Raw genomic sequence first — 24,803 nt, forward strand, 5'->3', positions numbered from 1 at the left:
GCGGTTTGCCCTAATCAGACAGGCTGCGTAACATGATGTAAACCTCGTGTTAGCTCAGAGACGGAAATGACTAAACCAGCATTCATCATTACTATTGATACCGAAGGCGATAATCTGTGGCAAAACCACCGGCAAATCAAAACTGAGAATGCCCGTTTTTTACCTCGTTTCCAGGCATTGTGTGAGAAATATGGTTTTAAACCGGTTTGGCTGACAAATTATGAAATGGCTATCGACCCTGATTACATCGAATTTGCTAAGGATGTAATTGCTCGTGGCCAGGGTGAAGTTGGCATGCACTTGCATGCATGGAATAGCCCACCGGATTATGATTTAACTGGTGATGACTGGCGCTGGCAGCCTTATCTTATTGAGTATCCTGATGAGGTCCTACGCGAGAAGGTGGTTTATATGACCACTCTATTGGAAGAAACTTTCGGCACAAAAATGATCAGCCATCGTGCAGGTCGTTGGGCATTTGATAGTCGTTACGCCAAACTTTTGGTGGAGCTGGGTTATAAGGTGGATTGTTCAGTGACCCCAAGGGTTAACTGGCGAAATGCTAAGGGGGCCCCAACAGGCAATGGTGGAACGGATTATCAACATTTCCCGACCCAGGCTTATTTCATGGATCTGGAAAATATTAGCCAGTCCGGTAACTCTACGCTGCTCGAAGTCCCAATGAGCATTCAATATAAGCACAGCCCGTTAATGAATAGCTTTAAACAAAGCTATGACCGGCTTCGTGGGAAATATCGTAGTCCTTCCGTTAATTGGTTGCGCCCATCGGGTGGTAACGCCGCGCAAATGATAGCGGTTGCGGAGAAAACATTAGCTGAGGGTAATGACTACGTGGAGTTTATGCTCCATTCCTCGGAGTTTATGCCGGGTGGTAGCCCTACATTTAAAAATGAAGCTGATATCGAGCAGTTATATCAGGATTTAGAGACGTTATTTTCCTTGCTTGCTGAAAGAACGGTGGGGATGACGCTGGCTGAGTATTATGACGCAAAAAAAGCCGGATAAAATCCGGCTTTTTCGTTCTCTCTAAATGCGTTTTTCGGGAAGTTTAATTCCACAGATTCCAATTAGAGCGATGTAAAATAAAACAGCTTCTGAGCTTAAAAGTAAAACATCACTTAAACCGTATGCCGCTAAACAGTTCATTGTAAATAACAATGGTGTATTGCGGTCGCGGATTGCTACCCAGGATATACTCACATAGAACCACAACAATGTTAACCCACCAAATATCCCTTGCAGCGATAATGTTTCAATCGTTTCATCGTGAAGATGTACGTTGATAAATTCCATTGTGGATTTATATTGAGGGTTTTTTGAGACATATTGCGCTGAGTAATTAAATCGAGATTCCATAGATTGCCCAAATGGGGCGTTAACAAAGTTGTTTAAACCAACCGTCCACATAGAGAAGCGGGCACCGAGAGAAGTGTTATCCTTACCTTCCTGGTAGAGTGTTACTTCATTATATGTTTGTTGTATTTTCGGGTGAATGTAGTTTTTGTAGAGAGCAACACTGGCAAGTAGTGCGATAACTAATACAATTAATGTTGACTTAAAGTGAAGTTTTTTAAAGTAATAAACCGTCATCATTGCGATGATTAGCAAATGAAGAATAATTGCTGCACGAGTGCCGGTTAAAATGACAACTATAAATGATAAAACAATGCTTAATGCGGCTATAATATAGCATGAAGGTTTTTTCTGAATATATAATAGATAAACAAAAATAATGCTCAGCGTTGAATAAACATATGCAGAAATCGTTGCTCTGTTAATTGCCATTTCAGCCCGTCCCATCCCGTTCCAGGATTGCCAAAATGCATAGCAAGATGCTGAAACAAAAGCAATGCCAATTATGGCAAGCATGACGTTTTTATAATTTATCGCTCGAATATAATGGCTGAATTGAGTGATATAAAAAACTAACACACCGCCAAGTAATAATTTTTTGCCTGCTCCAAACTGATCGCTGTAAGTATTGTAGCCATTTGCATCTTTACCAAGCCATAAGAACCAGATTAATTTTACAACACCGATTAGCATTATCGGATAGGCAATGTTAAATTTGTTAAAGGTGAGGTTTTTCCGCTCAATGATTATGCCAATGATGCTCAAATAGACTGCTATGTAGTAAAAATCCTTTTGCCTTCCGTTACTGAGTAATGCGAATGCGACCGAAAGAGCTGCAAAAATAAAAACCGAAACGTAAATGCGAGATTTTAATTTTACCATAATGTACTCAAAGCTTTTCTCTTATAACTGAATCGAACATGGCGGTTTAGGAAAAAACCAAATGAATGAGTCATAACTACATGTTTTTTAACAATAGCTCGATGATCATTTTCTATCAAAGAATCATAGTATTTCAGATAGATATCTAGCCAGTGGCACAATATAAGATGACGGAATTTCACTGGTAAATCATCTTCCATCTTAATCGTACATATGAGTAGATTTTTTATTTTATCCTGATCCAATGAGGTAGATAAACTACCTTGCCTTTTTATATAGTAATAATGGCTGTCAAACTGAAAATAAATGTTTATCGCTTGCGTCAACATTTTAGGGAAAATATAAAAATCCTCATAGCATGTCATCGGAGGAATTTCATTTTCAAGATAAATATCACGTTTAATAAATTGACCAATAAGATGAGCTTGAAGATCTTTATGAATAAGAAAACGAGTTATAGCTTCATTCTGAGATATTTTTTCAGGATTTAAACCCGACCACTGGTGATTTATTTTATTAAGATCACGAATTTCGTGTAAACGAGTGAGAAGCATGTCAGGTTTGACATCATTTAAAAAATTAAAGATGGGCGTTAAAGTTTTGGCCTTGATGATATCATCACTATCCAACATTGTGATGTATTTACCTTGTGACAAGGAAACACCATGTTGGCGAACTTTCCCAATATTTTTATAATTTACTGAAGAGATGATAACTTGGGAGAATTTTTCGGCGAAAGCCGAAATTTTCTTGGCAGTGGAGTCTTCTGAACCATCGTCAATGATAATTATCTCAGATTCACTTATCGCAGGGCCTAGCGCGTTGATAAGGCTATCAAATGTAGCATCGATGGTTTTTTCACAATTATGTGCTGCAATAATTATGCTTAGAAAAGGGAGGGTGGCCATATACCTACTCATTAATAGCAAAAAGCAGAATTGAGTTATCTTCTGGTAGTTTCATTGACATTGTTACGGATGAAATTATTTATTGTTTCAAGATCATCATCACTCAACGCAAACATCTCTTCTCTTGAGCGATCAAAATAGTAAGGGGCTTCAAAGATATATGATTTTTCATACTCTTTGTGACCAATCAACAGAACGTTACCTAATGGACGTTGCTCTTCAATGCAGCACGGGCCATAAATGAGAACAATAGGGACACCAACTGCATCTGCTATATAAACATTTCCAGAGTCTGATGCAATATAGAAATCCATTTTACTGATGGCAAAAGGGACGTCTTCCAAAGGTAATTCGCCAATCAGACTCACAATATTTTGTCGTACTCCGACTTCACGATGCAAGTCATCGAGCCATACTTGTTCGCTTTGAGGACCGAAAACATAGTAAATACAATTTAGGTCACCTAACGCATCAAATACTTTTTTCCATACTACGGCAGGAATAGTTTTTGACTTGTTTCCTGCAGATATACTCAGGCCAATTTTGATAACGTTTTGTTTATCAAGCGATATTGGGTAGGATTCAGGCTTTCTTAATGGCCGGGTTGCATGCTTAGGAACATTACGCCAGCTCAGGTTACGCTCAGCGAGCTTAAGGTAATCGTCGACAGTTAATTGGTCTTTTCTGTGTTCAACAGTACCAGTAGCTGTAAAGTAAAGCGGAGCTTGATACCAGCGACGCGTGTAAGTCGACAGGTACTGTTTGTTCTTCGCATTGCAGACGGATGCAAAGAAAAGATTCGTACTATTTGGATGTAACAAGTAAACATTTTCGTAGCGATTCATAAATTTGAAAGCCAGGCGAAACTTGCGCCATAGGCTCTTTTTATGTTCTTCAATCAAGAAAATGGTATCGATAGTTTCATCATGCTTAGCCAAAGGAAGAACGGTTTTGCTGATCAAAACATCACTATGCTTCAGATGGGCGAGCAAGGGCGTTACGTTGACGAAATCGCCTATTTTTGCCGTTTGAATGAGTAAGTTCCGGCCTGTTTTTTTATAAAACAGTTTTCCGATCAATTTGAACGGAAGAAAGAGGATAAAGAGGATTAGATAGCTCATTAATCGTTATTCTGTCTTTAAGTGGCTAATTTTCTGGAGTGCGGTAAATGTGTCTACAGCGGAGATGTTAGCCATACTTTTTCCTGCGCCCCTGATTTCATGTTGATTTTCACCGTAGCCACCAATTAAACCCGGATCGGTTGGACCATACAATGTGATGTTTGGCTGACCTAATGCGGCGGTCAGATGACTTAATCCGGTATCGACGGAGACAACAGCTCTGGCTCCGGCAAGTTGTTTGGCTACCTGTTCAAGGGACAGACGTGGCAACACTTCAACATTATCAAATCCTTCAGCTAAACGAATTGCCCGTTCGTGCTCGTGATTTGCGCCCCACGGGAGTTTAATACGTAAGCCAGTATTGTGCATTAATTGAATAAGATCTCGCCAGTGTGATTCCGGCCAGTGTTTTTCATCGCGTGTGGTGGCATGAAGGAAAATCATATATTCCCCCATATCTGACGGCGCGGTAGCCAGAAAATGCCGGGCTATTGCATAGTCGCCTTGTTTTTCAGGCTTCTGATAACCAATACTTTTGGCAAATAACTCACGTGTACGTTCCACAGCATGTTGCTGTTTCGCGATTGAATGCCGGTGATTGTAGAAGAGGCTGGCTAACGGTTCACGGGCGCTATTCCAGTCCATACCATGTTTTGTCCCGCGGGCTTTACGAGTCACCAGAGCTGCGCTCTTTATTAGTCCCTGAGCATCAACGATGAGATCGTAATTCTCAACACGTAGCGCTTGAGAGAATGCCGCACGCTCGGCTTTCACTGCAGTTGAAAACCAGCTTTTACGCCAGCGACGAATCGCCACTGGAAGAACTTTATCGACAGCCGGATGCCAGGTGGGGATTTGTGCAAAGCCTTCTTCTACTACCCAATCGAAGCGGATACCAGGAATGGCGTTCATTGCGTCAGTCAGCGCAGGCAAAGTATGCAGCACATCGCCCATTGACGATGTTTTGACGATTAATACCCGCATTACGCTTCGTTCTCCGCTAGCAGCAAGGCTGCAAGCTCTTCCATCACTCGCTCAGGAGTAATATCAATCAAACTTTGATGGTAGCCTTCTGCGGCGTCACCTTTACGCACTTTGTGATAGCCGCTAATCAGGCGAATGACTCGCGCTTTATGCGATAACGGTGGGGTAAAGTCTGGGCTGCTTGGGCCATACAACGCAACAAGTGGGCGATTGAGCGCTGCGGCAACGTGCATTAAACCGGAATCGTTGGTGACCACAGCCTGGCAAGCGGCAATCAAAATGACGGCTTGCTCGAGTTCAGTATCTCCCGCCAGATTACGGCAATAAGCCTGCTGCTGCGTGGTTAATGCGGCAACAATATCATTCCCGGCTTCTTTATCTTTTGCCGAACCAAACAACACAACTTGATAGCCATCATCAATGAGTTTGCCAGCAAGGGTTGCGTAGTGATAATGCGGCCAGCGTTTCGCCGGACCAAATTCAGCACCAGGGCAGAAACCAATAATCGGACGTTTGGCATCGAGGCTAAATGCAGCAGTCGTCTGGAGCTTTTCGCTTTCGTTAACTTGCAACTTAGGCCATAGCAACGGATGGGGGAGATCTTTAGCCGACTGCATTACCCCTTTCTCATAGGCTAACGCAACGTAACGCTCGACCATTAATGGCCAGGCTTGCTTATCCAGCACGCGAGCGTCGTTGAGCAATCCGTAGCGCATTTCACCGCGCCAGCCGGTACGTTGTGGGATATTGGCAAAGAAAGGAACCAGTGCAGATTTGAATGAGTTTGGCAGCACATAGGCTTGATCGTAACGTTTAGCACGCAGGGCGTGTCCAAGACGGCGACGTTCGCCAATCTCCAGAGCGCCATGCCCAAGTGGCATCGCCAACGCTTCGTTAACTTCTGGCATACGTGACAGTAATGGACGGCACCATGCCGGTGCCATCACATCAATGATTGCCTGGGGATAGCGCGCCTTGAGCGTGCGATAGAGACTTTGCGACATCATCATGTCGCCCACCCATGACGGGCCAATCACCAGTATTTTCATGCGTCAGGCTACCTGCTTATGCGTCACGGTTCAGCCAGGCCATATATTCTGTTACGCCTTCGGCAACAGTTTTGAATGGCTTGTCGTAACCTGCGGCACGCAGATTGGTTAAGTCGGCCTGAGTAAATGCCTGATAGCGGCCCTTGAGTTTTTCCGGGAAAGGAATGTACTCAATGCTGCCTTTTTTATGGAATGCCAGGGCTGCGTCAGCAACGGCCTGGAAGGATTCCGCACGACCGGTACCGCAGTTATAAATACCGGATACGCCGTTCTGCCAGAACCACAGGTTAACCGCTGCAACATCACCCACGTAAATGAAGTCACGCTTAAAGCTATCGCTGCCTTCAAACAGTTTTGGATTTTCGCCGTTGTTCAACTGAGTGTTCAGATGGAATGCAACGCTTGCCATACTGCCTTTATGGCCTTCGCGCGGCCCGTAGACGTTGAAGTAACGGAAGCCAGTAATCTGGGAGTTAGCTTCAGGCAGAATTTGGCGCACGTACTCGTCGAACAGGAATTTGGAGTAACCGTAAACATTCAGCGGCTGCTCAAATTCACGAGACTCGATAAAATCGCTGTTGCGGCCGCCATAGGTTGCAGCTGATGAGGCATACAGGAATGGAATTTCGCGTTCAAGGCAGTAATGCAGAACTTCTTTTGAGTACTGATAGTTATTATCCATCATGTACTTGCCATCCCACTCGGTGGTGGAAGAACAAGCACCTTCATGGAAAATTGCTTCTATATCGCCGAATTCTTCACCTGCCATAATCTGGATTAAGAAGTCTTCTTTATCCATGTAGTCGGCAATATTCAAATCTACGAGGTTGGCGAACTTGGTGCCATCCTTCAGGTTGTCGACCACCAGGATATCAGTATGGCCGATATCATTCAGTGACTTAATGATGTTGCTGCCAATAAGGCCAGCACCGCCGGTGACAATAATCATAAGCGAAAACCTTAAAAAAAGAGGGCCGTAAGGCACAATACCTCACGCGCTAATGGCTCTTATCATACCATTACATTCATGGACCCGCCTAATATGAGGAAGTTTCTACGCCTCGTGATTTATGCTGCAAATTTCAATTTCATTGAAGCGTAATCTCGTGTCCTGGTATAGGTTTGGGTAATATGTGCCGAAATTAGCCATGCCTGGAGAATCGCAATGCGCGGAGATTTTTACCAACAGTTAACAACCCAACTTGAAACCGCACGAGCGGAAGGGTTGTTTAAAGAAGAACGTATCATTACTTCTGCTCAACAAGCCGATATTACCGTTGCTGATGGCAGCCATGTCATTAACTTCTGCGCCAATAACTATCTGGGGCTCGCTAACCACCCGCAACTGATCGATGCCGCAAAGCAGGGCATGGATACACATGGTTTTGGGATGGCATCTGTGCGTTTCATTTGTGGAACACAAGACAGCCATAAAGAGCTGGAAGGTAAACTTGCGGGCTTCCTCGGAATGGAAGATGCGATTCTTTACTCTTCCTGCTTCGATGCCAACGGCGGCCTGTTTGAAACGCTGCTCGGCCCAGAAGATGCGATTATTTCTGATGCCCTGAACCACGCGTCTATTATTGATGGCGTGCGTCTGTGCAAAGCGCAGCGTTATCGCTATGCAAACAACGATATGCAAGAGCTTGAGGCTCGCCTGAAAGAAGCGCGTGCGGCAGGGGCTCGTCATATCATGATTGCCACCGACGGTGTGTTCTCTATGGATGGCGTGATTGCGAACCTGAATGGCGTTTGCGATCTGGCTGATAAGTATGACGCGCTAGTGATGGTTGATGATTCTCACGCGGTTGGTTTTGTCGGTGAAAATGGTCGTGGCACGCATGAATATTGCGATGTGATGGATCGTGTAGACATCATTACCGGCACGTTGGGCAAAGCGCTCGGCGGCGCATCCGGCGGCTATACCGCGGGTCGTAAAGAAGTGATTGAGTGGCTGCGCCAGCGCTCTCGCCCATATCTTTTCTCTAACTCTTTGGCACCGGCTATCGTTTCAGCATCCATCAAAGTTCTGGAAATGCTGGAAACCGGCGCTGAAATTCGTGCTCGTCTGTGGGCAAACGCGAGTTTGTTCCGCGAGAAAATGTCCGCAGCAGGTTTTACCCTGGCGGGTGCGGATCACGCCATCATCCCTGTGATGTTAGGTGAAGCGGTTGTGGCGCAGAACTTTGCGCGTGAACTGCAAAAAGAAGGCATTTATGTCACTGGGTTCTTCTTCCCGGTAGTACCAAAAGGTCAGGCGCGCATCCGTACTCAGATGTCAGCGGCCCACACGACTGAACAAATTGAACGTGCGGTTGACGCATTTACGCGTATCGGTAAACAGTTGGGCGTTATCGCCTGAGGGAGCGGTCATGAAAGCATTAGCGAAACTGAAAGCAGAAGAAGGCATCTGGATGACGGATGCACCCACGCCTGAAATGGGTCATAACGATCTGCTGATCAAAATCCGTAAAACCGCAATCTGCGGCACCGATGTGCATATTTATAACTGGGACGAATGGTCGCAGAAAACTATTCCGGTTCCGATGGTTGTCGGTCACGAATATGTGGGTGAAGTGGTTGGCATCGGGCAGGAAGTTAAAGGCTTTAAAATTGGCGACCGCGTCTCCGGTGAGGGCCATATCACTTGTGGTCACTGCCGTAACTGCCGTGCCGGCCGTACTCACTTGTGCCGTAACACGACAGGTGTTGGTGTAAACCGTCCGGGTTGTTTCGCAGAATACCTGGTGCTGCCTGCTTTCAATGCTTTCAAAATCCCTGACAACATCTCAGACGATTTAGCCTCTATCTTTGACCCGTTCGGCAACGCTGTTCACACAGCGCTGTCCTTCGATCTGGTTGGGGAGGATGTGCTGGTTTCAGGCGCTGGCCCAATCGGTATTATGGCGGCGGCTGTCGCTAAACACGTTGGTGCGCGTAATGTCGTGATCACCGATGTGAACGAATATCGCCTTGAGCTGGCGCGTGAAATGGGCGTGACCCGCGCGGTGAACGTCAGCAAAGAAAACCTGACCGACGTAATGAAAGAGTTGGGCATGACTGAAGGTTTTGATGTGGGTCTGGAAATGTCAGGTGCTCCACCGGCATTCCGTACCATGCTCGATACCATGAATCACGGTGGCCGTATTGCGATGCTGGGTATTCCTCCGTCAGATATGTCTATCGACTGGACGAAAGTCATCTTCAAGGGCTTGTTCATCAAAGGTATTTACGGGCGCGAAATGTTCGAAACCTGGTACAAAATGGCGGCGCTGATTCAGTCTGGCCTGGATCTGTCACCAATCATCACTCACCGTTTTGGTATCGATGATTTCCAGAAAGGTTTTGATGCCATGCGTTCCGGGCAGTCTGGTAAAGTCATTCTTAGCTGGGATTAATTCTTGCTGAGTTGATTAAAAAAGGCCGGGAAACCGGCCTTTTTAACATCTTTACTCGCTTGCCGTCTGCTTTTCAGCATCCGTCAGATAACGTACTTTTCGCGTGTAATCCTGCCCTTTAAACAGCAATTCACTATCCGGCGAAACCAGATATTTTTGCCATTCAGAAAGTGGGAAACCGCCATGCGCGCCCACAACTTGTTTTGGAATCACCGATGGTGTGCCGCCAATTTTCTTGGATACCGGCCAGTTCATCCAGTCACCTAAATTCACGGTTTTGATATCGAGCATATCCAGCAAAGCGGCTAGTGGCAGCTGATCGGTTGGTGGCTGGCTATCGTCCATCAACTCCCAGGTGTCCTGGAATAGCGTGAGCCATAACGGGCAAATTCGACGCCAGGTTTTACGCGTTGCCGCCAGGAATGCCCCGTTAACGTGATCCACAATATACGGGCGCACGGTGTCTTTATAATATGCCGGGACTTTATCAACCGGTGCTTTGTCCAGTTTGGCGATCATTTTGCCCTGACGGAAACTGGAGTAAATGTGGTGCTCTTCAATTTTAAAGCGCGGCATTTGCAGCAAGTTGAGATCGGAATCGATCATCAAAATACCGTCTGTGCGTGCCTGCAACGGCGCATTCAGTTTGATTAAACGGCTGAGATAAATTTGCTTGTAACGGTACCCTTCCTCGCGCTGTGGGAGCTCAAGAGTCGCGATACGGGTTTTCGGTGGAAGCTCACCAAATTCGTGCGCCGGGCGATCGGAAACAATCACAATTTCCTCCACATCCGGGGCGAAACGTGCCGCGAATTGTGCAGAAAGTAAGCCTTCTTCGATGTAATCCGCACCTGCGCAAGGAATGACAATCGATGTCACTGGCACTGCCACACTTCCGGCCGCAGGTTCCTGATAAGGGATATTATGTCGCGCCGTAATATGGCGATATTTTGGGTTCAGAAATTTAAACATATTCATTCCGGGTTGGTTTTACTGCGCCAAGTACGGCTTCGACACCGGCAACATAGTGTTCGATCGCATAGTTATCAATCACGCGTTGGTAGGCGGCTTGTGTGAGGGCATCACGTAATGCGCTATCTTGCCATACTTGCTGAAGATGCGAAGCGAGCATGACGGTATCGCCATAAGGATAAAGCAGACCGGTACGTCCGGAGTCGATTAACTCTGCCGTCCCCGTCACATTTGAACCGATCACCACTGTTTTAAGCAGCATGGATTCGAGCACCACACGCGGTAACCCTTCGCTTTTCGATGCCAGAATAAAGACATCAAATGCGGCCAGATAATCCAGGGGGTTGTTACGAAAGCCGGTAAAGATAACCCGATCGGCAAATCCATAATCAGCGGCCTGGCGCTGTAGTTTTTCGCGATCGGCCCCTTCGCCTACCAGAACAAATTTCCATTTTGCGTCGGGATGTTGCTGCTGAAAACGGTGCAAAGCTTCCAACGTATGGTGGCAGGATTTTCTTGGGATAAGTGACCCGATACTACCAAACAAAAATGTATCGTCGCCAATGCCCAACGAGCGGCGTACCGCCTCGCCCGAAGGTAAGGGCTGGTGAATATCAATGGCGTTAGGAACAGTCGTGCAGAGAGATCTTTTCACGCCGTGGTTAAGCAGCACGCTTTCCACGCCATGAGAGACGGCGATTATAGCGTCGCCTGTGCGGTTGACGATTTTTGTAATCGCCTGACTCATTACCGGTTCGATACGGCAGTGCTGTACTACCGCAACATTGAGCGGCTCGGCGGCCAGATATCCTTCCAGGTTAGAGCCAGGCTGGTTATTCATATAGAGAATTTCGTAGCCATCTTTCTGCAACCGCTCACGCAATGCCATCGCGTTAGGTTTGATGCGCCATTGCTCATCAATATATGCGGTGACTTTTTTGCGCCCTGACTTGCTGAAAAACAAAAATGAGCGAGCAACTTCCTTGCAGATTTTTGCCCAGCCAGGTTGCTTGCGTTGTGGAATAAAAATGACAGGAATCTGAATGCTCTTCAGCACTTTCTCAATGGTTTCACCTTCACCGCGCGCATAGTTGTAGTAAAAGCAGCACGTGATATCAAACCGTTGGCGGTCAATACGTTTGAGCAGTTCCAACATACTGTTGGTACCGCCGCCCCACTCTTTACCGTTATCCAGCAAGAGAATTTTATGCCGCTGTTGCGTCATCGTAGACCGACTCCTGTAGCTTTATTCAACGCGGCATTATAAGGGCTATCAACCGTGATAACTATCCCGCGACATTTCCAACTGTGGATGTGCTTTTTCCCCAGCCCTGCCACTGATGCTGCATATATTGCATTAATTGGCTCTGGCTGATGCTTTCACTCAACACAGTAAAGAACGTGGTGGCATAGACAGGTTGCAAAGGTTGTTTCGGTTTGCACAAACTAATGCCTTTAAATGGATTACGCGGTTGCTCCGTCGGTTTGCCGGGCACTACAGGGCGAGTATTGTTTGGTTTCGAGGTATCAACCTGCGGTTCGTTCAACAAGCTGCTCGGGCGGACCAACGTAATATCTGAAGGCAAGTTGTACACCATCTGTTGCAATACGCGCACGGTTGTTGGATGCGGGTGGCCGATGGCTATCGCAGAGCCATTTCGGCGTGCTAACTCTACTGCACGATTAAACTGGAAACGGATATCGGCTTCATTTTGCGTATCGTCGAGGAAGACTTTGCGTTTGATAACCTTGACGTTAGTTCCCGCTGCCGCCCGCATTGACTGGCTATTGCCAATCGTCATGCTGTCGAGGAAATAGAGATTATATTGCCCCAGCGCCTGCATCACTTTTTGCATGCCAAACAGGCTGGATGTCATCGCGCTACCCATGTGGTTATTCAACCCCACAGCATATGGAACATCATTAACCGCTTCGCGAATAATGCGTTCGATTTCACCGCTGCTCATATCCGGGCGCAAAGTATCTTTTTCCAGCGGCTGTTTGCTGAGCGGAGCCATCGGTAAATGGATTAGCACTTCATGCCCGGCATTATGTGCTTTGGTCGCCATTTCGCGGGCGTGAGGAGCGTTGGGTAAAACAGCCACGGAAATATTAGAGGGGAGTGCGATAACCTGATTTTCTTGCGCGGGGCGATAACCGAAGTCATCTATAACGATTGCCAGCTTTCCGGCGTAAACAGGGGTTGTCAGCATGAGTGTGCTGACGAGAGAGAAAAACACACGACGGAATTGAAGCAAAACTTATCTTCCCAACCACGGTTGTGGATTGACTGCCTGGCCCTGGCGGCGAATTTCGAAATAAAGTGACGGGCGGCCCTGACCACCACTGTTACCCACCAGAGCAATAGCCTGGCCGGCGCGAACTTGTGTTCCAACATTAACCAACGCGCTTTGGTTGTAACCGTACAAACTCATATCGCCTTTGCCGTGTTCAACCACGACAACGAGGCCGTAACCTTGCAACCAGTCGGCAAGAATTACGCGTCCATCGGCAATGGCTTTAACTTCAGTGCCTTCACCGGCGGCGATAACAATCCCTTTCCAACGTAGTTCACCCTGGAGCTGTTCGCCATAACGATGAAGGATTGAACCGCGGACCGGCCAGAAAGCTTGCCCACGAGCGGCACCCAAACCACCTGTACGTGAAATCAGCGAGCGTTCACTTTCGGTCGGTTTGTAAGTACTGCCTTTGCTGCTCGCTTCTTTTTGGCGATCGCGAACCTGTTCAGCTTCGCGAGCTTCTTTTTCTGCTCGAGCCTTAGCTGCGGCTTCTGCACGGGCAATTTGCCCCTGCAAGCGGGATTGGTTCTGGCGCATTTCGCTCAGCTTTTGCTGATCTTGCTGCAAAGAAGATTCGAGAGTGGATAGCGTCTTTTTGCGCTCGTTACGGGCACTTTCCAGCCTGGTTTGCTGGGCTTGCTGTTCGTAGAGCAATGTCTGTTGTTCGGTTTGCTTCGACTCAAGACTCGCTTTTTGCTCGTCAACTTCCGCTTTGGTTTGCTTAAGGTTCTCGATAGTTTCCTGACGCGCTGCGTTCAGGTAACCAAAATAGGCCTGCAAGCGTTGCCCGCGCTGGCTTTCTTCACCGCTTAAAATCAGCTGAATGCCGGTGTGTTGACCCTGACGGAAAGAAGCGTCGAGTTGTGCGGCCAGATTGCGTTCCTGCGAGGCCTGCTGCTTTTGCAGTTTCGCGAGGGAAGCATTCATGGTGTCGATTTGGCGGTTGAGTTCGGCAAGCGTGTTTTGCGTATCGCGCAGTTTGCGGCTGGCCTCGGCGATAGCTTTTTCTTGTGCCTGGAGTTGAGCGAGTAATGTAGAGCGTTGTTGCTGTTGCTGGCGTACCGCACGTTCTTGAGTAGCAATATCCTGCTGGATAGATTTTAACTCGGCGCGATCGTCGGCGTGGCTGATCATGGGGCATAACAATACGCCAGCGCTTAACACGCTGGCGTACATCATAGGCCTGACTGAAAACAGCTTCGTTTTCACGGCCCATGTTATTGAAAAAATCGCCTTTCCCCTCATGGGGAGGGATTATTCCACGATGAACAGCGGCTTGCCAGTCATCTCTTGCGGGATTTCCATACCCATCAGGCTCAACATAGTTGGTGCGATATCAGAAAGCTTGCCGCCTTCTACCGCTTTCACACTACGGTCACCCACATAAATCAATGGAACAGGCAGGCTGGTGTGCGCGGTGTGCGCCTGGCCAGTTGCCGGGTCAGCCATCTGCTCTGCGTTACCGTGGTCAGCGGTGATCAGCAATTGCCCACCGACGTTTTCAACCGCAGTAACAACCTGCGCGATACAGTTATCCAGCGCTTCAATGGCTGCAATCGCCGCTTCGTAAACACCGGTGTGACCCACCATATCGCCATTTGGATAGTTACAAATGATGGTGTCGTACTTGCCGCTGTTAATCGCTGCCAGCAGTTTTTCGGTCAGTTCTGCGGAACTCATTTCCGGTTGCATGTCATAAGTCGCAACTTTCGGAGAGTTAATCAGAATGCGGTCTTCGCCAGCGAATGGCTCTTCAACGCCACCGTTATAGAAGAAGGTAACGTGAGCATATTTTTCAGTTTCGGAGATGCGCAACTGAGTTTTATCGTGCTTCGCCATCCACTCGCCAAAGGTATTGGTCAGTGAAGCTGGTGGATAAGCGCAAGCGGCTTTGATGTCTGCTGCATATTCGGTCAGCATCACGAAATCGCCGAAGTTAACCACTTTCTTACGCACGAAACCGTCGAAGTCAGCATTAACGAAAGTACGGGTGATTTGACGAGCACGGTCCGCACGGAAGTTCATGAAGATCAGTGCATCGCCGTCGTTCATGGCTGCATCTGCTTCACCTTCTGCACGAATCACAGTCGGTTTAACGAATTCGTCGTTCTCATCGCGAGCGTAAGCTGCTTCCAGACCCGCAACAGCGGTTTCTGCCTGGTATTCGCCTTGAGCCAGAGTCAGCAGGTCGTAAGCCAGTTCAACGCGATCCCAACGGTTGTCGCGGTCCATAGCGTAGTAACGGCCAATCAGGGACGCAACGCGGCCTTTGCCCAGCGCGGCAAACTTGTCGGCAAACTTCTTCAGAGAGGATTCAGCGCTGCGTGGCGGGGTATCGCGACCATCCAGGAATGCGTGCAGGTAGATTGCTTCAGCACCTCGTTCTGCTGCCAGTTCAATCATCGCCAGAATATGTTCTTCGTGGCTGTGAACGCCACCGGCTGATGCCAGGCCCATGATGTGAACCGCTTTGCCAGCGGCAACGGCTTTGTCTACAGCTGCAGTCAGCGTTGGGTTGGCAAAGAAAGTACGTTCTTTAATTTCAACATCCAGACGAGTCAAGTCCTGGTAAACAATGCGGCCTGCGCCGAGGTTTACGTGGCCAACTTCGGAGTTACCCATTTGGCCTTCTGGCAGACCGACTTCCAGGCCAGATGCGTTGATCAAAGTATGCGGACGCTGGGCCCACAGGCTATCCATAACCGGGGTTTTAGCATTCAGAATAGCGTTATCCTGCTGCTCTTCGCGGTGACCATAACCATCCAGAATCACCAGAACCATAGGTTTTTTAGTAACTGACATTGCGACAACCTCTAAGTCAAAGACAAAATTTGCGTAATTTTACTACAGGCTGCGGGGTAAATAGCCGCAGAAGATCAAAGAAAGAGGCTGGATTGTGATCGGTTTTACGTCGTTGCGGTAATTTTTTTCGTAACAGTCCGCAGAATCTACATTACCTGGCGCAGACTGGCTGTATTTGGCACAACGCAAATGTATACTCCTCACCTGGTTTTTTCATATTACTTAGTCGGGAGTTACACCCCCCCATGCAAGAAATTATGCAATTCGTTAGTCGCCATCCCATACTTAGTCTGGCGTGGGTTGGCTTACTGGCCGCCGTACTTTTCATGACCTTTAAAGGTTTAACCTCTAAAGTTAAGGTCATCACCCGTGGTGAAGCAACACGCCTTATCAACAAAGAAGATGCCGTTGTTGTCGACGTGCGTTCGCGTGATGATTACCGTAAAGGTCATATCGCTAACTCATTGAATGTACTGACCACTGATATTAAAAGTGGCAACTTCGGTGAGCTGGAAAAACATAAAGCGCAGCCTGTGATCGTCGTTTGTGGTAATGGTATTTCCTCTCAGGAATCAGCGGCGTTATTGACGAAAGCTGGTTTTGAAAAGGTGACTTTGCTGAAAGAAGGTATTGCTGGCTGGAGCGGGGAAAACCTGCCATTAGTTCGCGGTAAATAATGCTACGCACACTGAGGTAAAACCATGGCGAATATTGAAATCTACACTAAAGCAACCTGTCCATTTTGCCACCGTGCAAAAGACCTGCTGCAAAGCAAAGGGGTCAAGTTTCAGGAATTAGCGATTGATGGCGATGCTGTTAAGCGTGAAGAGATGATTAAACGCAGTGGGCGCACCACAGTGCCGCAGATTTTTATTGATGCACAGCACATTGGTGGTTGCGATGACTTGTATGCACTCGACGCTCGTGGTGGACTCGATCCCCTGCTGCGCTAGTGCAGTTCCTTTGTCGCTTACTGCCGTTTAAAGGACGTATTAATTTTTTAAGGGTTTAACAATGTCAGAACAAAACAACACAGAAATGGCTTTCCAGATTCAGCGTGTCTACACCAAGGACATCTCTTTCGAAGCACCAAATGCACCACACGTATTCCAGAAAGACTGGCAGCCTGAAGTGAAGCTGGATCTCGATACTGCTTCAAGCCAACTGGCAGACGACGTTTATGAAGTTGTGTTGCGTGTAACCGTGACCGCAACACTGGGTGAAGACACTGCGTTCCTGTGTGAAGTTCAGCAGGCTGGTATCTTCTCCATCGGTGGGATCGAAGGTCCGCAGATGGCCCATTGCCTGGGTGCGTACTGCCCGAACATTCTGTTCCCTTATGCACGTGAAGCAATCACTAGCCTGGTTTCTCGTGGCACCTTCCCGCAGCTGAACCTTGCACCGGTTAACTTCGATGCGCTGTTCATGAGCTACCTGCAGCAGCAATCTGGCGAAGGCGAAGGTGCTGAAAACCATCAGGATGCCTGATGAACAGCCTTAATGCTTCAATGACTGTGATCGGTGCCGGCTCGTACGGCACCGCTCTTGCCATCACACTGGCGCGTAATGGTCACCACGTTGTTCTGTGGGGCCATGACCCTAAACACCTTGCTGTATTGCAGGCCGATCGCTGTAATGCTGCGTTTCTTCCTGACGTACCTTTCCCTGACACTCTTCACCTTGAAAGCGACTTAGCGAAAGCTTTGGCGGCCAGCCGTAATATTCTGGTAGTCGTACCGAGCCATGTATTTGGCGAAGTGCTGCGTCAAATTAAACCGCTGATGCGCAAAGACGCGCGTATCGTCTGGGCAACAAAAGGTCTGGAAGCGGAAACCGGACGTCTGTTGCAAGACGTGGCGCGTGAAGCGTTAGGGGATGATATTCCTCTGGCGGTGATCTCCGGCCCTACGTTTGCCAAAGAGCTGGCAGCGGGTTTACCAACGGCAATTGCGCTGGCAGCAACCGATGAAACCTTCGCTCAGGATCTCCAGCAGTTGCTGCACTGCGGCAAAAGCTTCCGTGTCTACAGCAACCCGGATTTCATCGGCGTGCAGTTGGGCGGTGCGGTGAAGAACGTGATTGCGATTGGCGCGGGCATGTCTGACGGTATTGGCTTCGGCGCGAATGCTCGTACGGCGCTAATCACTCGCGGTCTTGCGGAAATGACACGTCTTGGTAGTGCTTTAGGTGCCGACCCGGAAACATTTATGGGAATGGCTGGTTTGGGTGATTTGGTCCTGACGTGTACCGATAACCAGTCACGTAACCGTCGCTTTGGCATGGCGCTGGGGCAGGGTGCGGATGTGGATTCGGCACAGCAGAAAATCGGCCAGGTGGTTGAAGGTTATCGCAACACCAAAGAAGTGCGGGAGTTGGCGGCGCGTTTTGGCGTTGAAATGCCAATAACCGAGGAAATTTATCAGGTATTATATTGCGGAAAAAACGCGCGCGAGGCAGCATTGACGTTGCTGGGTCGAACGCGCAAGGATGAACGGAACTCAGGCTAAAAAATAGCTACGACTTGATGGAACAACACAACCGCAATAACTGAAGCGTTCCGGTACTTTGTGCCGGGCGCTGTTTTTCTGTCTGGAGAGAGCAATGTCGTCTGAAGAACTGGATCTGGTGTGGAGCAACATTAAAGCCGAAGCGCGAGCGCTTGCCGATTGTGAACCGATGTTGGCCAGTTTTTACCACGCAACTCTCCTCAAGCACGAAAACCTGGGCAGTGCGCTGAGCTATATGCTCGCCAATAAACTTGCCTCACCAATTATGCCAGCCATTGCGATTCGTGAAGTTGTCGAAGAAGCATATGCGGCAGAGCCACAAATGATTGCCTCCGCTGCCTGTGATATTCAGGCCGTGCGCACCCGTGACCCGGCAGTCGATAAATATTCTACCCCGCTGTTATACCTGAAAGGTTTTCATGCTTTGCAGTCCTACCGTATCGGCCATTGGCTGTGGAAGGAGGGGCGCAGGGCTTTGGCGATATTCCTGCAAAATCAGGTTTCGGTTTCATTTCAGGTAGATATTCACCCAGCGGCGAAAATTGGCTGTGGGATCATGCTCGATCACGCCACCGGCATTGTGATCGGTGAAACGGCCATCGTCGAAAACGACGTGTCTATTTTGCAGTCGGTAACGCTGGGCGGTACCGGCAAAACCAGCGGTGATCGACACCCGAAAATTCGTGAAGGCGTGATGATTGGTGCCGGGGCAAAAATCCTCGGCAACATTGAAATTGGGCGCGGGGCGAAAATTGGTGCGGGTTCTGTGGTGTTACAACCAGTGCCGCCTCATACTACGGCGGCTGGCGTTCCTGCGCGAATTGTTGGCAAGCCTGAAAGTGATATGCCTGCCATCGATATGGATCAGCATTTCAACGGAGCCAACAACGGCTTCGAGTACGGCGACGGAATCTAACTTCTCAGAACGGCGCCGGGATACCCAAGCTGGCGCCACGCTTCATACACCACCACCGATACTGCGTTCGACAAATTCATGCTGCGGCTATCCGGCATCATCGGAATACGGATTTTTTGCTCAGCAGGCAAAGCATCAAGAATCGTTGCTGGCAGGCCGCGCGTTTCCGGGCCAAACACCAAATAATCCCCATCCTGATAGCTTACTGCGCTGTGCGCAGGCGTACCCTTTGTGGTTAATGCAAAAATTCGTTGTGGGTTTTCCGCCGCTAAAAATGCGTCATAGTTGTGATGGCGATTAACGGCTGCAAACTCATGATAATCCAGCCCTGCGCGGCGTAGACGCTTATCGTCCCAGCCAAAGCCTGTCGGCTCGATGATATGCAACCGGAAGCCGGTATTGGCGCATAGACGAATAATATTCCCGGTATTGGGTGGGATTTCTGGTTCAAACAAAACGATATTTAGCATACTGCCCCCATAAGACCTGGCGCGCAGAATATCAATTTATGGCAGGAAGGAAAACAGGCCCCGAAGGACCTGTTCTTTATGGCTAAAAATTAACGATGATACAGCGGCAGCCAAAGCACTAACCGCAATCCGCCCAACGGGCTGTCATCGGCTTTCACCCAACCACGATGTTGCTGAACGGCAGTTTCTACAATCGCAAGCCCCAACCCAGTTCCACCAGATTCGCGATCGCGCGCTTCGTCTGTGCGATAGAACGGACGGAATATTTGTTCACGATCTTCCGGGCTGACGCCTGGGCCATCATCATCCACCGTGACAGTAATCCCTTTATTATCAACGGAGAAGTTGACTGCAATTTTCGTGTGCGAATAACGTAATGCGTTGCGGACGATATTTTCTAACGCGCTTTCCAGTGCGTTAGGGTTACCGTACATCAACCACGGGCCTGGCGGATAAGTCACTTCCAGCGATTTGCCCATCTGTTCGGCTTCAAAGGCGGCGTTATCCAGCACTTCGGACCAAATTTGATTGGCTTTCATCGTCTCGCTCGCCAGCGCGTTTTTCTGCTGGTTGCGGGACATCACTAACAAGTCGTTGATCATGCCATCAAGACGCTGAGCTTCCGTTTCGATGCGCTCCAGCTCCTTGCTTTCACCCGTTTTGCGGCGCAACAAAGCTGTGCCTAATTGCAAACGGGTTAACGGGGTACGCAGTTCGTGAGAGATATCAGACAACAACCTTTGTTGGCTTGTCATCATCCTTTCCAGTGCGGTAATCATCTGGTTAAAACTGGCTCCGGCGGCGAGAAACTCTTGCGGCCCGGATTCAAGTTCAGGATGCTGACGCAAATTCCCCTGAGCCACTTCATCCGCCGCGTTTTTCAACTTACGTGCCGGTTTTGCCAGGCTCCACGCCAGCCATAACAGCAGCGGTGAACTGACCAGCATCGTGACAATGAGTAACAGTAAAGGTCTATCAAACAGCAGGTTAATAAAATCAGACTGGGAATTACTTGCAGGGCGAATCAGGTAGAGCTGGTAGTTATCCTCACCATCACGTACAGCGAATGGCCCCACCAATTCTACGCGGCCGTATTTTTTCTTTTGCGGATGATCGGCGTTATCAGACTGGCCGATAAAGTTACGAATGATCTGCATTTCATTGCGCTGGGCGCCAATAACTCGCCCTTCGCTGGTCACGAGTAACAAACGCTGGCCCGGCGGTGCCCATTTATCAATGGCCCGGAACAAGCGACGCCACCACATCAAGTCGTTTGGTGGGTCGTTTTCAAGTTCCGCTTCGACATGCTGTTCAATCATGATGCCTTGACGTTGCTCATTCTCCATCAATTCGGTCATTTGACGCGAATCCAGCTTCGGCAGCATCAGCACTAGCATCAGCACTAAGGCCAGCGTCAACCAGAAGATGGCAAAAATACGCGCGGTAAGGCTACTTATCATGAAGCAGACACCATCAGGTAGCCGCGGCCACGTAATGTTTTAAACCACGGATGACCATCTTTGCGATCCGGCAATTTACGACGCAAATTGGAAATATGCATGTCGATTGCACGGTCGAAAGGTGTCAGGCGTTTACCCAGAACTTCCTGGCTTAAATGTTCGCGCGAAACCACCTGGCCCAGATGCTGTGCCAGCAAATAGAGCAGGGTGAATTCAGTACCGGTCAAATCCAGCGCTTGTCCATCAAAGCTGGCTTCCTGGCGGCCTGGGTTAAGGCTTAAACCGTCAACTTCGACAGTCGGTGAGCCACTGTCACTGTTTTGTTGCTGCTCACTCCAGTGTGAACGACGCAAAATAGCGCGTATACGAGCCACCAGCTCACGATCGTTGAATGGTTTAGGCAGATAGTCATCGGCACCCAGCTCGAGGCCGAGAACGCGATCCAGCTCACTTCCTCGCGCTGTTAGCATAATGACTGGGGTCTGGTGTGACTGGCGCAACTCTTTCAAAGTATCAATGCCATTTTTCTTTGGCATCATCACGTCGAGCAATAAAAGGTCAATGGTGTCATCAAGAAGTTCCAACGCTTGTTCGCCGTCGTGGGCAACAATTACGTTAAAACCTTCCATGTCGAGCAGTTCCTTTAACAGGGAAGTAAGCTCTCGGTCATCATCAACTAGCAGAATTTTATTCATTGTTAAATTACCTCCGAGGCAGAAATTACGTCATCAAGGCGCGCTAATCTATGACTTTACGTTGTTTTACACCCCCTGACGCTAGTTTGCAGCGGGAATCGTAGACTGAATCTCGTTGAATCGCAGCACAGATGATTTCAGGAGCAAGTGATGCGCAATGTTACCGCTGCCGTCATGGCCTCTACATTGACTCTGATAACCCTGGCGAGCCAAGCCAAAGAGTTACCGGCCAGCGATAACTGGTACCAGGGCGGTGAAGGTTTAGTAAAGCGTAATCACCTCCAGAGCCATATGTTCGATGGGATAAACCTTACCGAACAACAGCGCCAACAAATGCGCGATCTTATGCAACGGGCACGGCATGATAGCCCACCCGTGAATGTAAGCGAAATGGAGACCATGCATAATCTGGTCACCGCAGACAATTTTGATGAAACGGCAGTGCGTGTCCAGGCTGAAAAAATGGCACAAGAACAAGTGACTCGCCAGGTTGAAATGGCGAAAGTACGCAACCAAATGTACCGCTTGTTAAGCCCTGAGCAACAGGCCGTTTTAAATGACAAACACCAACAGCGCATGGATCAATTCCGTGAACTGGCGGACCTGCAACAGATGTCTTCGATGCAGGCACTGAGTAGTAGCAGTAAGCATAGTAACCAGTAACAAACCCTGTTTTCCTTGCCATAGACACCATCCCTGTCTTCCCCGCCTTAACAGGCGGGTTTTTTTTGCCTGAAGGTTCAGATGAATCCGCTATACTAGCCAGCAATCATTTGCTGGAGCCCCTATGAATCAACAATATGGGAAACTGGTCAGCCGTGCAGCAATCGCCGCAACGGTAATGGCATCATTGTTACTTTTGATCAAGATTTTCGCCTGGTGGTATACCGGTTCGGTCAGTATTCTGGCGGCATTGGTGGATTCGCTGGTGGACATTGCTGCGTCGCTGACTAACCTTCTTGTCGTACGTTACTCACTGCAACCGGCGGATGAAGAGCATACCTTTGGCCATGGCAAAGCGGAATCGCTGGCAGCACTCGCGCAAAGTATGTTTATTTCAGGTTCTGCGTTATTCCTTTTTTTGACGGGGATCCAACATTTAGCTGAACCGTCACAGATGAAACAACCTTTAGTTGGCGTCGTAGTCACGGTCATTGCATTATTCAGCACGTTAATACTTGTGACCTTCCAGCGCTGGGTTGTGAGAAAGACGCAAAGTCAGGCCGTTCGGGCAGATATGCTTCATTATCAGTCTGATGTTATGATGAACGGAGCAATTCTCGTTGCATTGGCGCTGTCCTGGTATGGCTGGCACCGTGCGGATTCGATCTTTGCTTTAGGTATTGGCGTCTATATTTTATATAACGCGATTCGAATGGGGCATGAAGCCGTACAATCTCTTTTGGACCGTGCTTTACCGGATGATGAACGTCAGGCAATTATTGATATCATCAATGCATGGCCAGGGGTCAAAGGGGCGCATGACTTACGTACGCGGCAGTCAGGGCCGACTCGCTTTATTCAAGTCCATATTGAAATGGAAGACAATCTACCACTGGTTCAGGCGCATGTTATCGCCGAACAAGTGGAGCAAGCGATATTGCGTCGCTTCCCTGGGTCAGATGTGATTATTCACCAGGACCCCTGCTCGGTTGTTCCGACGCAGCAACAAGGGCATTTTGAGCTTTAATTTTTCGTTGTAAGGTCAGGCTGAACCGACGTTTTGTGGTTAAGATACCGGCATATGGCCTGACCTGAATCAATTCAGCAAGAAGCGGTTGTTATACTATTTGTAGCAGAGTCGACGCCTCGGCATGCCGCAGGCCGTTTCCGGCAACAGGATTAATTTGCATTCAAAAGTTCAGAGGTAGTCATGATCAAAAAAATTGGTGTGTTGACGAGTGGCGGTGATGCGCCGGGTATGAACGCCGCGATTCGTGGTGTTGTTCGTGCAGCATTGTCGGAAGGTCTGGAAGTCGTAGGTGTTTATGACGGCTATCTGGGTCTGTATGAAGACCGCATGGTGAATCTGGACCGTTATAGCGTGTCCGATATGATTAACCGCGGTGGTACCTTCCTGGGTTCCGCTCGTTTCCCGGAGTTTCGTGATGAGAAAATCCGTGAAGTGGCTATCGAGAATTTGAAAAAACGCGGTATCGATGCACTGGTTGTTATCGGTGGTGATGGCTCCTATATGGGTGCAATGCGCCTGACCGAAATGGGCTTCCCATGCATTGGTCTGCCAGGCACCATTGATAACGACATTAAAGGTACCGATTACACTATCGGTTTCTTCACCGCGCTGGAAACAGTTGTAGAAGCAATCGACCGTCTGCGTGACACCTCTTCTTCACACCAGCGTATTTCTATCGTGGAAGTGATGGGCCGTTACTGTGGCGACCTGACCTTAGCTGCGTCAATTGCGGGTGGTTGTGAGTTTGTTGTCCTGCCAGAAGTTGAGTTCAATCGCGAAGACCTGGTTGAAGAAATCAAAGCGGGCATCGCGAAAGGTAAAAAACACGCTATCGTGGCGATTACCGAGCACATCTGCGATATCGACGAGCTGGCTCAATATATCGAGACAGAAACCAAACGCGAAACTCGCGCCACCGTTCTGGGCCACATTCAGCGCGGCGGTTCACCGGTTGCTTACGACCGTATTCTGGCTTCCCGCATGGGCGCTTACTCCATCGAACTGCTGCTGCAAGGCCACGGCGGCCGTTGCGTAGGCATTCAGAATGAGAAACTGGTTCACCACGACATCATCGACGCTATCGAAAGTATGAAGCGTCCGTTCAAAGGTGACTGGTTGGATTGCGCGAAGAAACTCTACTAATTCACTAACAGTGAAAATTGAAGCCGGGGAAACCCGGCTTTTTATCGTTTGTTATATGCTCGATAGTTATAGCCAATCTTTTTTTATTCTTTAATGAATGGTTAAAAATCTGGCACGCTGCTTTCATCA

Annotated in this window: 25 protein-coding genes; 11 read left to right on the forward strand and 14 right to left on the reverse strand. The window is 48.5% G+C overall.

Annotation, left to right across the window (positions count from 1 at the left end; all coding sequences use genetic code 11):
* Positions 1-66 precede the first annotated feature (66 nt).
* On the forward strand, positions 67-1,026 hold the full coding sequence (locus tag LVQ77_RS20115) for a polysaccharide deacetylase family protein (protein ID WP_232905339.1): 960 nt from the start codon (positions 67-69) through the stop codon (positions 1,024-1,026).
* A 21-nt stretch (positions 1,027-1,047) separates the two neighbouring features.
* Here the strand turns inward: LVQ77_RS20115 and LVQ77_RS20120 are convergent, their stop codons facing one another.
* From LVQ77_RS20120 to rfaD, 6 genes are read right to left on the reverse strand one after another with little or no spacing between them, the layout of a single operon-like run.
* Positions 1,048-2,256 (reverse strand): O-antigen ligase family protein, encoded by a 1,209-nt coding sequence (locus LVQ77_RS20120; protein ID WP_232905340.1) that lies wholly within the window; start codon positions 2,254-2,256, stop codon positions 1,048-1,050.
* On the reverse strand, positions 2,250-3,164 hold the full coding sequence (locus LVQ77_RS20125; protein ID WP_232905341.1) for a glycosyltransferase family 2 protein: 915 nt from the start codon (positions 3,162-3,164) through the stop codon (positions 2,250-2,252). The genes LVQ77_RS20120 and LVQ77_RS20125 overlap by 7 nt, the downstream gene beginning before the upstream one ends.
* A 35-nt stretch (positions 3,165-3,199) precedes the next feature.
* Positions 3,200-4,285: a glycosyltransferase family 9 protein gene (locus LVQ77_RS20130; protein ID WP_232905342.1), complete on the reverse strand. Its 1,086-nt coding sequence runs from the start codon at positions 4,283-4,285 to the stop codon at positions 3,200-3,202.
* A gap of 6 nt (positions 4,286-4,291) precedes the next feature.
* Positions 4,292-5,269: a lipopolysaccharide heptosyltransferase RfaC gene (gene rfaC, locus LVQ77_RS20135; protein WP_232905343.1), complete on the reverse strand. Its 978-nt coding sequence runs from the start codon at positions 5,267-5,269 to the stop codon at positions 4,292-4,294.
* Positions 5,269-6,318: an ADP-heptose--LPS heptosyltransferase RfaF gene (gene rfaF / locus LVQ77_RS20140; RefSeq protein WP_232905344.1), complete on the reverse strand. Its 1,050-nt coding sequence runs from the start codon at positions 6,316-6,318 to the stop codon at positions 5,269-5,271. The genes rfaC and rfaF overlap by 1 nt, the downstream gene beginning before the upstream one ends.
* Positions 6,319-6,334: 16 nt before the next feature.
* Positions 6,335-7,267 carry an ADP-glyceromanno-heptose 6-epimerase gene (gene rfaD, locus LVQ77_RS20145; RefSeq protein ID WP_064515027.1) on the reverse strand — a complete coding sequence of 311 codons (933 nt, stop codon included), beginning with the start codon at positions 7,265-7,267 and terminating at the stop codon, positions 6,335-6,337.
* Positions 7,268-7,483: 216 nt separating this feature from the next.
* On the opposite strand from rfaD, the gene kbl reads away from it, so the two are divergent.
* Together kbl and tdh are read left to right on the forward strand one after the other, a co-directional pair.
* The gene (gene kbl, locus LVQ77_RS20150) at positions 7,484-8,680 is read left to right on the forward strand and encodes a glycine C-acetyltransferase (RefSeq protein WP_151995385.1); all 1,197 of its coding nucleotides are present in this window, start codon (positions 7,484-7,486) and stop codon (positions 8,678-8,680) included.
* A gap of 10 nt (positions 8,681-8,690) precedes the next feature.
* Positions 8,691-9,716 carry an L-threonine 3-dehydrogenase gene (tdh, locus tag LVQ77_RS20155; RefSeq protein WP_151995384.1) on the forward strand — a complete coding sequence of 342 codons (1,026 nt, stop codon included), beginning with the start codon at positions 8,691-8,693 and terminating at the stop codon, positions 9,714-9,716.
* Positions 9,717-9,767: 51 nt separating this feature from the next.
* On the opposite strand, the gene LVQ77_RS20160 is transcribed toward tdh, so the two are convergent.
* The 5 genes from LVQ77_RS20160 to gpmM form a co-directional block, all read right to left on the reverse strand.
* Positions 9,768-10,688, reverse strand: a complete 921-nt coding sequence (locus LVQ77_RS20160) for a hypothetical protein (protein ID WP_232866005.1) — start codon at positions 10,686-10,688, stop codon at positions 9,768-9,770.
* Positions 10,681-11,913 (reverse strand): glycosyltransferase, encoded by a 1,233-nt coding sequence (locus tag LVQ77_RS20165; RefSeq protein WP_232905345.1) that lies wholly within the window; start codon positions 11,911-11,913, stop codon positions 10,681-10,683. Before LVQ77_RS20165 ends, LVQ77_RS20160 begins: the two co-directional genes overlap by 8 nt.
* A 61-nt stretch (positions 11,914-11,974) precedes the next feature.
* The gene (locus tag LVQ77_RS20170) at positions 11,975-12,946 is read right to left on the reverse strand and encodes a divergent polysaccharide deacetylase family protein (protein WP_370639867.1); all 972 of its coding nucleotides are present in this window, start codon (positions 12,944-12,946) and stop codon (positions 11,975-11,977) included.
* A gap of 3 nt (positions 12,947-12,949) precedes the next feature.
* Positions 12,950-14,233, reverse strand: a complete 1,284-nt coding sequence (gene envC / locus LVQ77_RS20175; protein ID WP_232866007.1) for a murein hydrolase activator EnvC — start codon at positions 14,231-14,233, stop codon at positions 12,950-12,952.
* Positions 14,234-14,242: 9 nt separating this feature from the next.
* The gene (gpmM, locus tag LVQ77_RS20180; protein WP_232905346.1) at positions 14,243-15,790 is read right to left on the reverse strand and encodes a 2,3-bisphosphoglycerate-independent phosphoglycerate mutase; all 1,548 of its coding nucleotides are present in this window, start codon (positions 15,788-15,790) and stop codon (positions 14,243-14,245) included.
* 245 nt (positions 15,791-16,035) lie between these two features.
* Here gpmM and LVQ77_RS20185 point away from each other — a divergent pair, with 245 nt between their 5' ends.
* From LVQ77_RS20185 to cysE, 5 genes are all read left to right on the forward strand, one after another.
* On the forward strand, positions 16,036-16,467 hold the full coding sequence (locus tag LVQ77_RS20185; RefSeq protein WP_134187649.1) for a rhodanese-like domain-containing protein: 432 nt from the start codon (positions 16,036-16,038) through the stop codon (positions 16,465-16,467).
* 24 nt (positions 16,468-16,491) lie between these two features.
* Positions 16,492-16,743, forward strand: a complete 252-nt coding sequence (grxC, locus tag LVQ77_RS20190; RefSeq protein ID WP_064515041.1) for a glutaredoxin 3 — start codon at positions 16,492-16,494, stop codon at positions 16,741-16,743.
* Positions 16,744-16,804: 61 nt separating this feature from the next.
* Positions 16,805-17,278: a protein-export chaperone SecB gene (gene secB / locus LVQ77_RS20195; protein ID WP_034461441.1), complete on the forward strand. Its 474-nt coding sequence runs from the start codon at positions 16,805-16,807 to the stop codon at positions 17,276-17,278.
* On the forward strand, positions 17,278-18,297 hold the full coding sequence (gene gpsA, locus LVQ77_RS20200; RefSeq protein WP_232905347.1) for an NAD(P)H-dependent glycerol-3-phosphate dehydrogenase: 1,020 nt from the start codon (positions 17,278-17,280) through the stop codon (positions 18,295-18,297). The genes secB and gpsA overlap by 1 nt, the downstream gene beginning before the upstream one ends.
* 94 nt (positions 18,298-18,391) lie before the next feature.
* Positions 18,392-19,213 (forward strand): serine O-acetyltransferase, encoded by an 822-nt coding sequence (cysE, locus tag LVQ77_RS20205; RefSeq protein ID WP_151995376.1) that lies wholly within the window; start codon positions 18,392-18,394, stop codon positions 19,211-19,213.
* On the opposite strand, the gene trmL is transcribed toward cysE, so the two are convergent.
* The 3 genes from trmL to cpxR form a co-directional block, all read right to left on the reverse strand.
* Entirely contained in the window at positions 19,210-19,683 is a 474-nt protein-coding gene (gene trmL, locus LVQ77_RS20210) for a tRNA (uridine(34)/cytosine(34)/5-carboxymethylaminomethyluridine(34)-2'-O)-methyltransferase TrmL (RefSeq protein ID WP_064515046.1), read from the reverse strand. The two genes, cysE and trmL, sit on opposite strands and share 4 nt — an antisense overlap.
* A gap of 89 nt (positions 19,684-19,772) precedes the next feature.
* On the reverse strand, positions 19,773-21,143 hold the full coding sequence (cpxA, locus tag LVQ77_RS20215; RefSeq protein ID WP_151995375.1) for an envelope stress sensor histidine kinase CpxA: 1,371 nt from the start codon (positions 21,141-21,143) through the stop codon (positions 19,773-19,775).
* The gene (gene cpxR / locus LVQ77_RS20220) at positions 21,140-21,838 is read right to left on the reverse strand and encodes an envelope stress response regulator transcription factor CpxR (protein WP_034461436.1); all 699 of its coding nucleotides are present in this window, start codon (positions 21,836-21,838) and stop codon (positions 21,140-21,142) included. Before cpxR ends, cpxA begins: the two co-directional genes overlap by 4 nt.
* Before the next feature lie 150 nt (positions 21,839-21,988).
* Here cpxR and cpxP point away from each other — a divergent pair, with 150 nt between their 5' ends.
* The 3 genes from cpxP (at position 21,989) to pfkA (ending at position 24,674) form a co-directional block, all read left to right on the forward strand.
* On the forward strand, positions 21,989-22,501 hold the full coding sequence (gene cpxP, locus LVQ77_RS20225) for a cell-envelope stress modulator CpxP (RefSeq protein WP_232866010.1): 513 nt from the start codon (positions 21,989-21,991) through the stop codon (positions 22,499-22,501).
* Positions 22,502-22,625: 124 nt separating this feature from the next.
* Positions 22,626-23,528 (forward strand): CDF family cation-efflux transporter FieF, encoded by a 903-nt coding sequence (fieF, locus tag LVQ77_RS20230; protein WP_151995373.1) that lies wholly within the window; start codon positions 22,626-22,628, stop codon positions 23,526-23,528.
* Positions 23,529-23,711: 183 nt separating this feature from the next.
* Positions 23,712-24,674 carry a 6-phosphofructokinase gene (gene pfkA, locus LVQ77_RS20235; protein WP_064515054.1) on the forward strand — a complete coding sequence of 321 codons (963 nt, stop codon included), beginning with the start codon at positions 23,712-23,714 and terminating at the stop codon, positions 24,672-24,674.
* The last annotated feature ends 129 nt before the right edge of the window (positions 24,675-24,803 follow it).

The organism is Buttiauxella cochleicola (assembly GCF_021282435.1).
In the GTDB taxonomy this organism is placed as follows: Bacteria; Pseudomonadota; Gammaproteobacteria; order Enterobacterales; family Enterobacteriaceae; genus Buttiauxella; species Buttiauxella massiliensis.

What these genes read in the sequence shown, in the direction of transcription:
- cpxR (WP_034461436.1), bottom strand. Translation starts at nt 21,838, where the DNA reads ATGAATAAAATTCTGCTAGTTGATGATGACCGAGAGCTTACTTCCCTG.
- grxC (WP_064515041.1), top strand. Translation starts at nt 16,492, where the DNA reads ATGGCGAATATTGAAATCTACACTAAAGCAACCTGTCCATTTTGCCAC.
- LVQ77_RS20160 (WP_232866005.1), bottom strand. Translation starts at nt 10,688, where the DNA reads ATGTTTAAATTTCTGAACCCAAAATATCGCCATATTACGGCGCGACAT.
- pfkA (WP_064515054.1), top strand. Translation starts at nt 23,712, where the DNA reads ATGATCAAAAAAATTGGTGTGTTGACGAGTGGCGGTGATGCGCCGGGT.
- LVQ77_RS20120 (WP_232905340.1), bottom strand. Translation starts at nt 2,256, where the DNA reads ATGGTAAAATTAAAATCTCGCATTTACGTTTCGGTTTTTATTTTTGCA.
- rfaF (WP_232905344.1), bottom strand. Translation starts at nt 6,318, where the DNA reads ATGAAAATACTGGTGATTGGCCCGTCATGGGTGGGCGACATGATGATG.
- rfaD (WP_064515027.1), bottom strand. Translation starts at nt 7,267, where the DNA reads ATGATTATTGTCACCGGCGGTGCTGGCCTTATTGGCAGCAACATCATT.
- LVQ77_RS20115 (WP_232905339.1), top strand. Translation starts at nt 67, where the DNA reads ATGACTAAACCAGCATTCATCATTACTATTGATACCGAAGGCGATAAT.
- fieF (WP_151995373.1), top strand. Translation starts at nt 22,626, where the DNA reads ATGAATCAACAATATGGGAAACTGGTCAGCCGTGCAGCAATCGCCGCA.
- LVQ77_RS20185 (WP_134187649.1), top strand. Translation starts at nt 16,036, where the DNA reads ATGCAAGAAATTATGCAATTCGTTAGTCGCCATCCCATACTTAGTCTG.
- gpmM (WP_232905346.1), bottom strand. Translation starts at nt 15,790, where the DNA reads ATGTCAGTTACTAAAAAACCTATGGTTCTGGTGATTCTGGATGGTTAT.
- gpsA (WP_232905347.1), top strand. Translation starts at nt 17,278, where the DNA reads ATGAACAGCCTTAATGCTTCAATGACTGTGATCGGTGCCGGCTCGTAC.
- trmL (WP_064515046.1), bottom strand. Translation starts at nt 19,683, where the DNA reads ATGCTAAATATCGTTTTGTTTGAACCAGAAATCCCACCCAATACCGGG.
- cpxP (WP_232866010.1), top strand. Translation starts at nt 21,989, where the DNA reads ATGCGCAATGTTACCGCTGCCGTCATGGCCTCTACATTGACTCTGATA.
- cysE (WP_151995376.1), top strand. Translation starts at nt 18,392, where the DNA reads ATGTCGTCTGAAGAACTGGATCTGGTGTGGAGCAACATTAAAGCCGAA.
- secB (WP_034461441.1), top strand. Translation starts at nt 16,805, where the DNA reads ATGTCAGAACAAAACAACACAGAAATGGCTTTCCAGATTCAGCGTGTC.
- tdh (WP_151995384.1), top strand. Translation starts at nt 8,691, where the DNA reads ATGAAAGCATTAGCGAAACTGAAAGCAGAAGAAGGCATCTGGATGACG.
- rfaC (WP_232905343.1), bottom strand. Translation starts at nt 5,269, where the DNA reads ATGCGGGTATTAATCGTCAAAACATCGTCAATGGGCGATGTGCTGCAT.
- kbl (WP_151995385.1), top strand. Translation starts at nt 7,484, where the DNA reads ATGCGCGGAGATTTTTACCAACAGTTAACAACCCAACTTGAAACCGCA.
- LVQ77_RS20130 (WP_232905342.1), bottom strand. Translation starts at nt 4,285, where the DNA reads ATGAGCTATCTAATCCTCTTTATCCTCTTTCTTCCGTTCAAATTGATC.
- envC (WP_232866007.1), bottom strand. Translation starts at nt 14,233, where the DNA reads ATGAGGGGAAAGGCGATTTTTTCAATAACATGGGCCGTGAAAACGAAG.
- LVQ77_RS20125 (WP_232905341.1), bottom strand. Translation starts at nt 3,164, where the DNA reads ATGGCCACCCTCCCTTTTCTAAGCATAATTATTGCAGCACATAATTGT.
- cpxA (WP_151995375.1), bottom strand. Translation starts at nt 21,143, where the DNA reads ATGATAAGTAGCCTTACCGCGCGTATTTTTGCCATCTTCTGGTTGACG.
- LVQ77_RS20165 (WP_232905345.1), bottom strand. Translation starts at nt 11,913, where the DNA reads ATGACGCAACAGCGGCATAAAATTCTCTTGCTGGATAACGGTAAAGAG.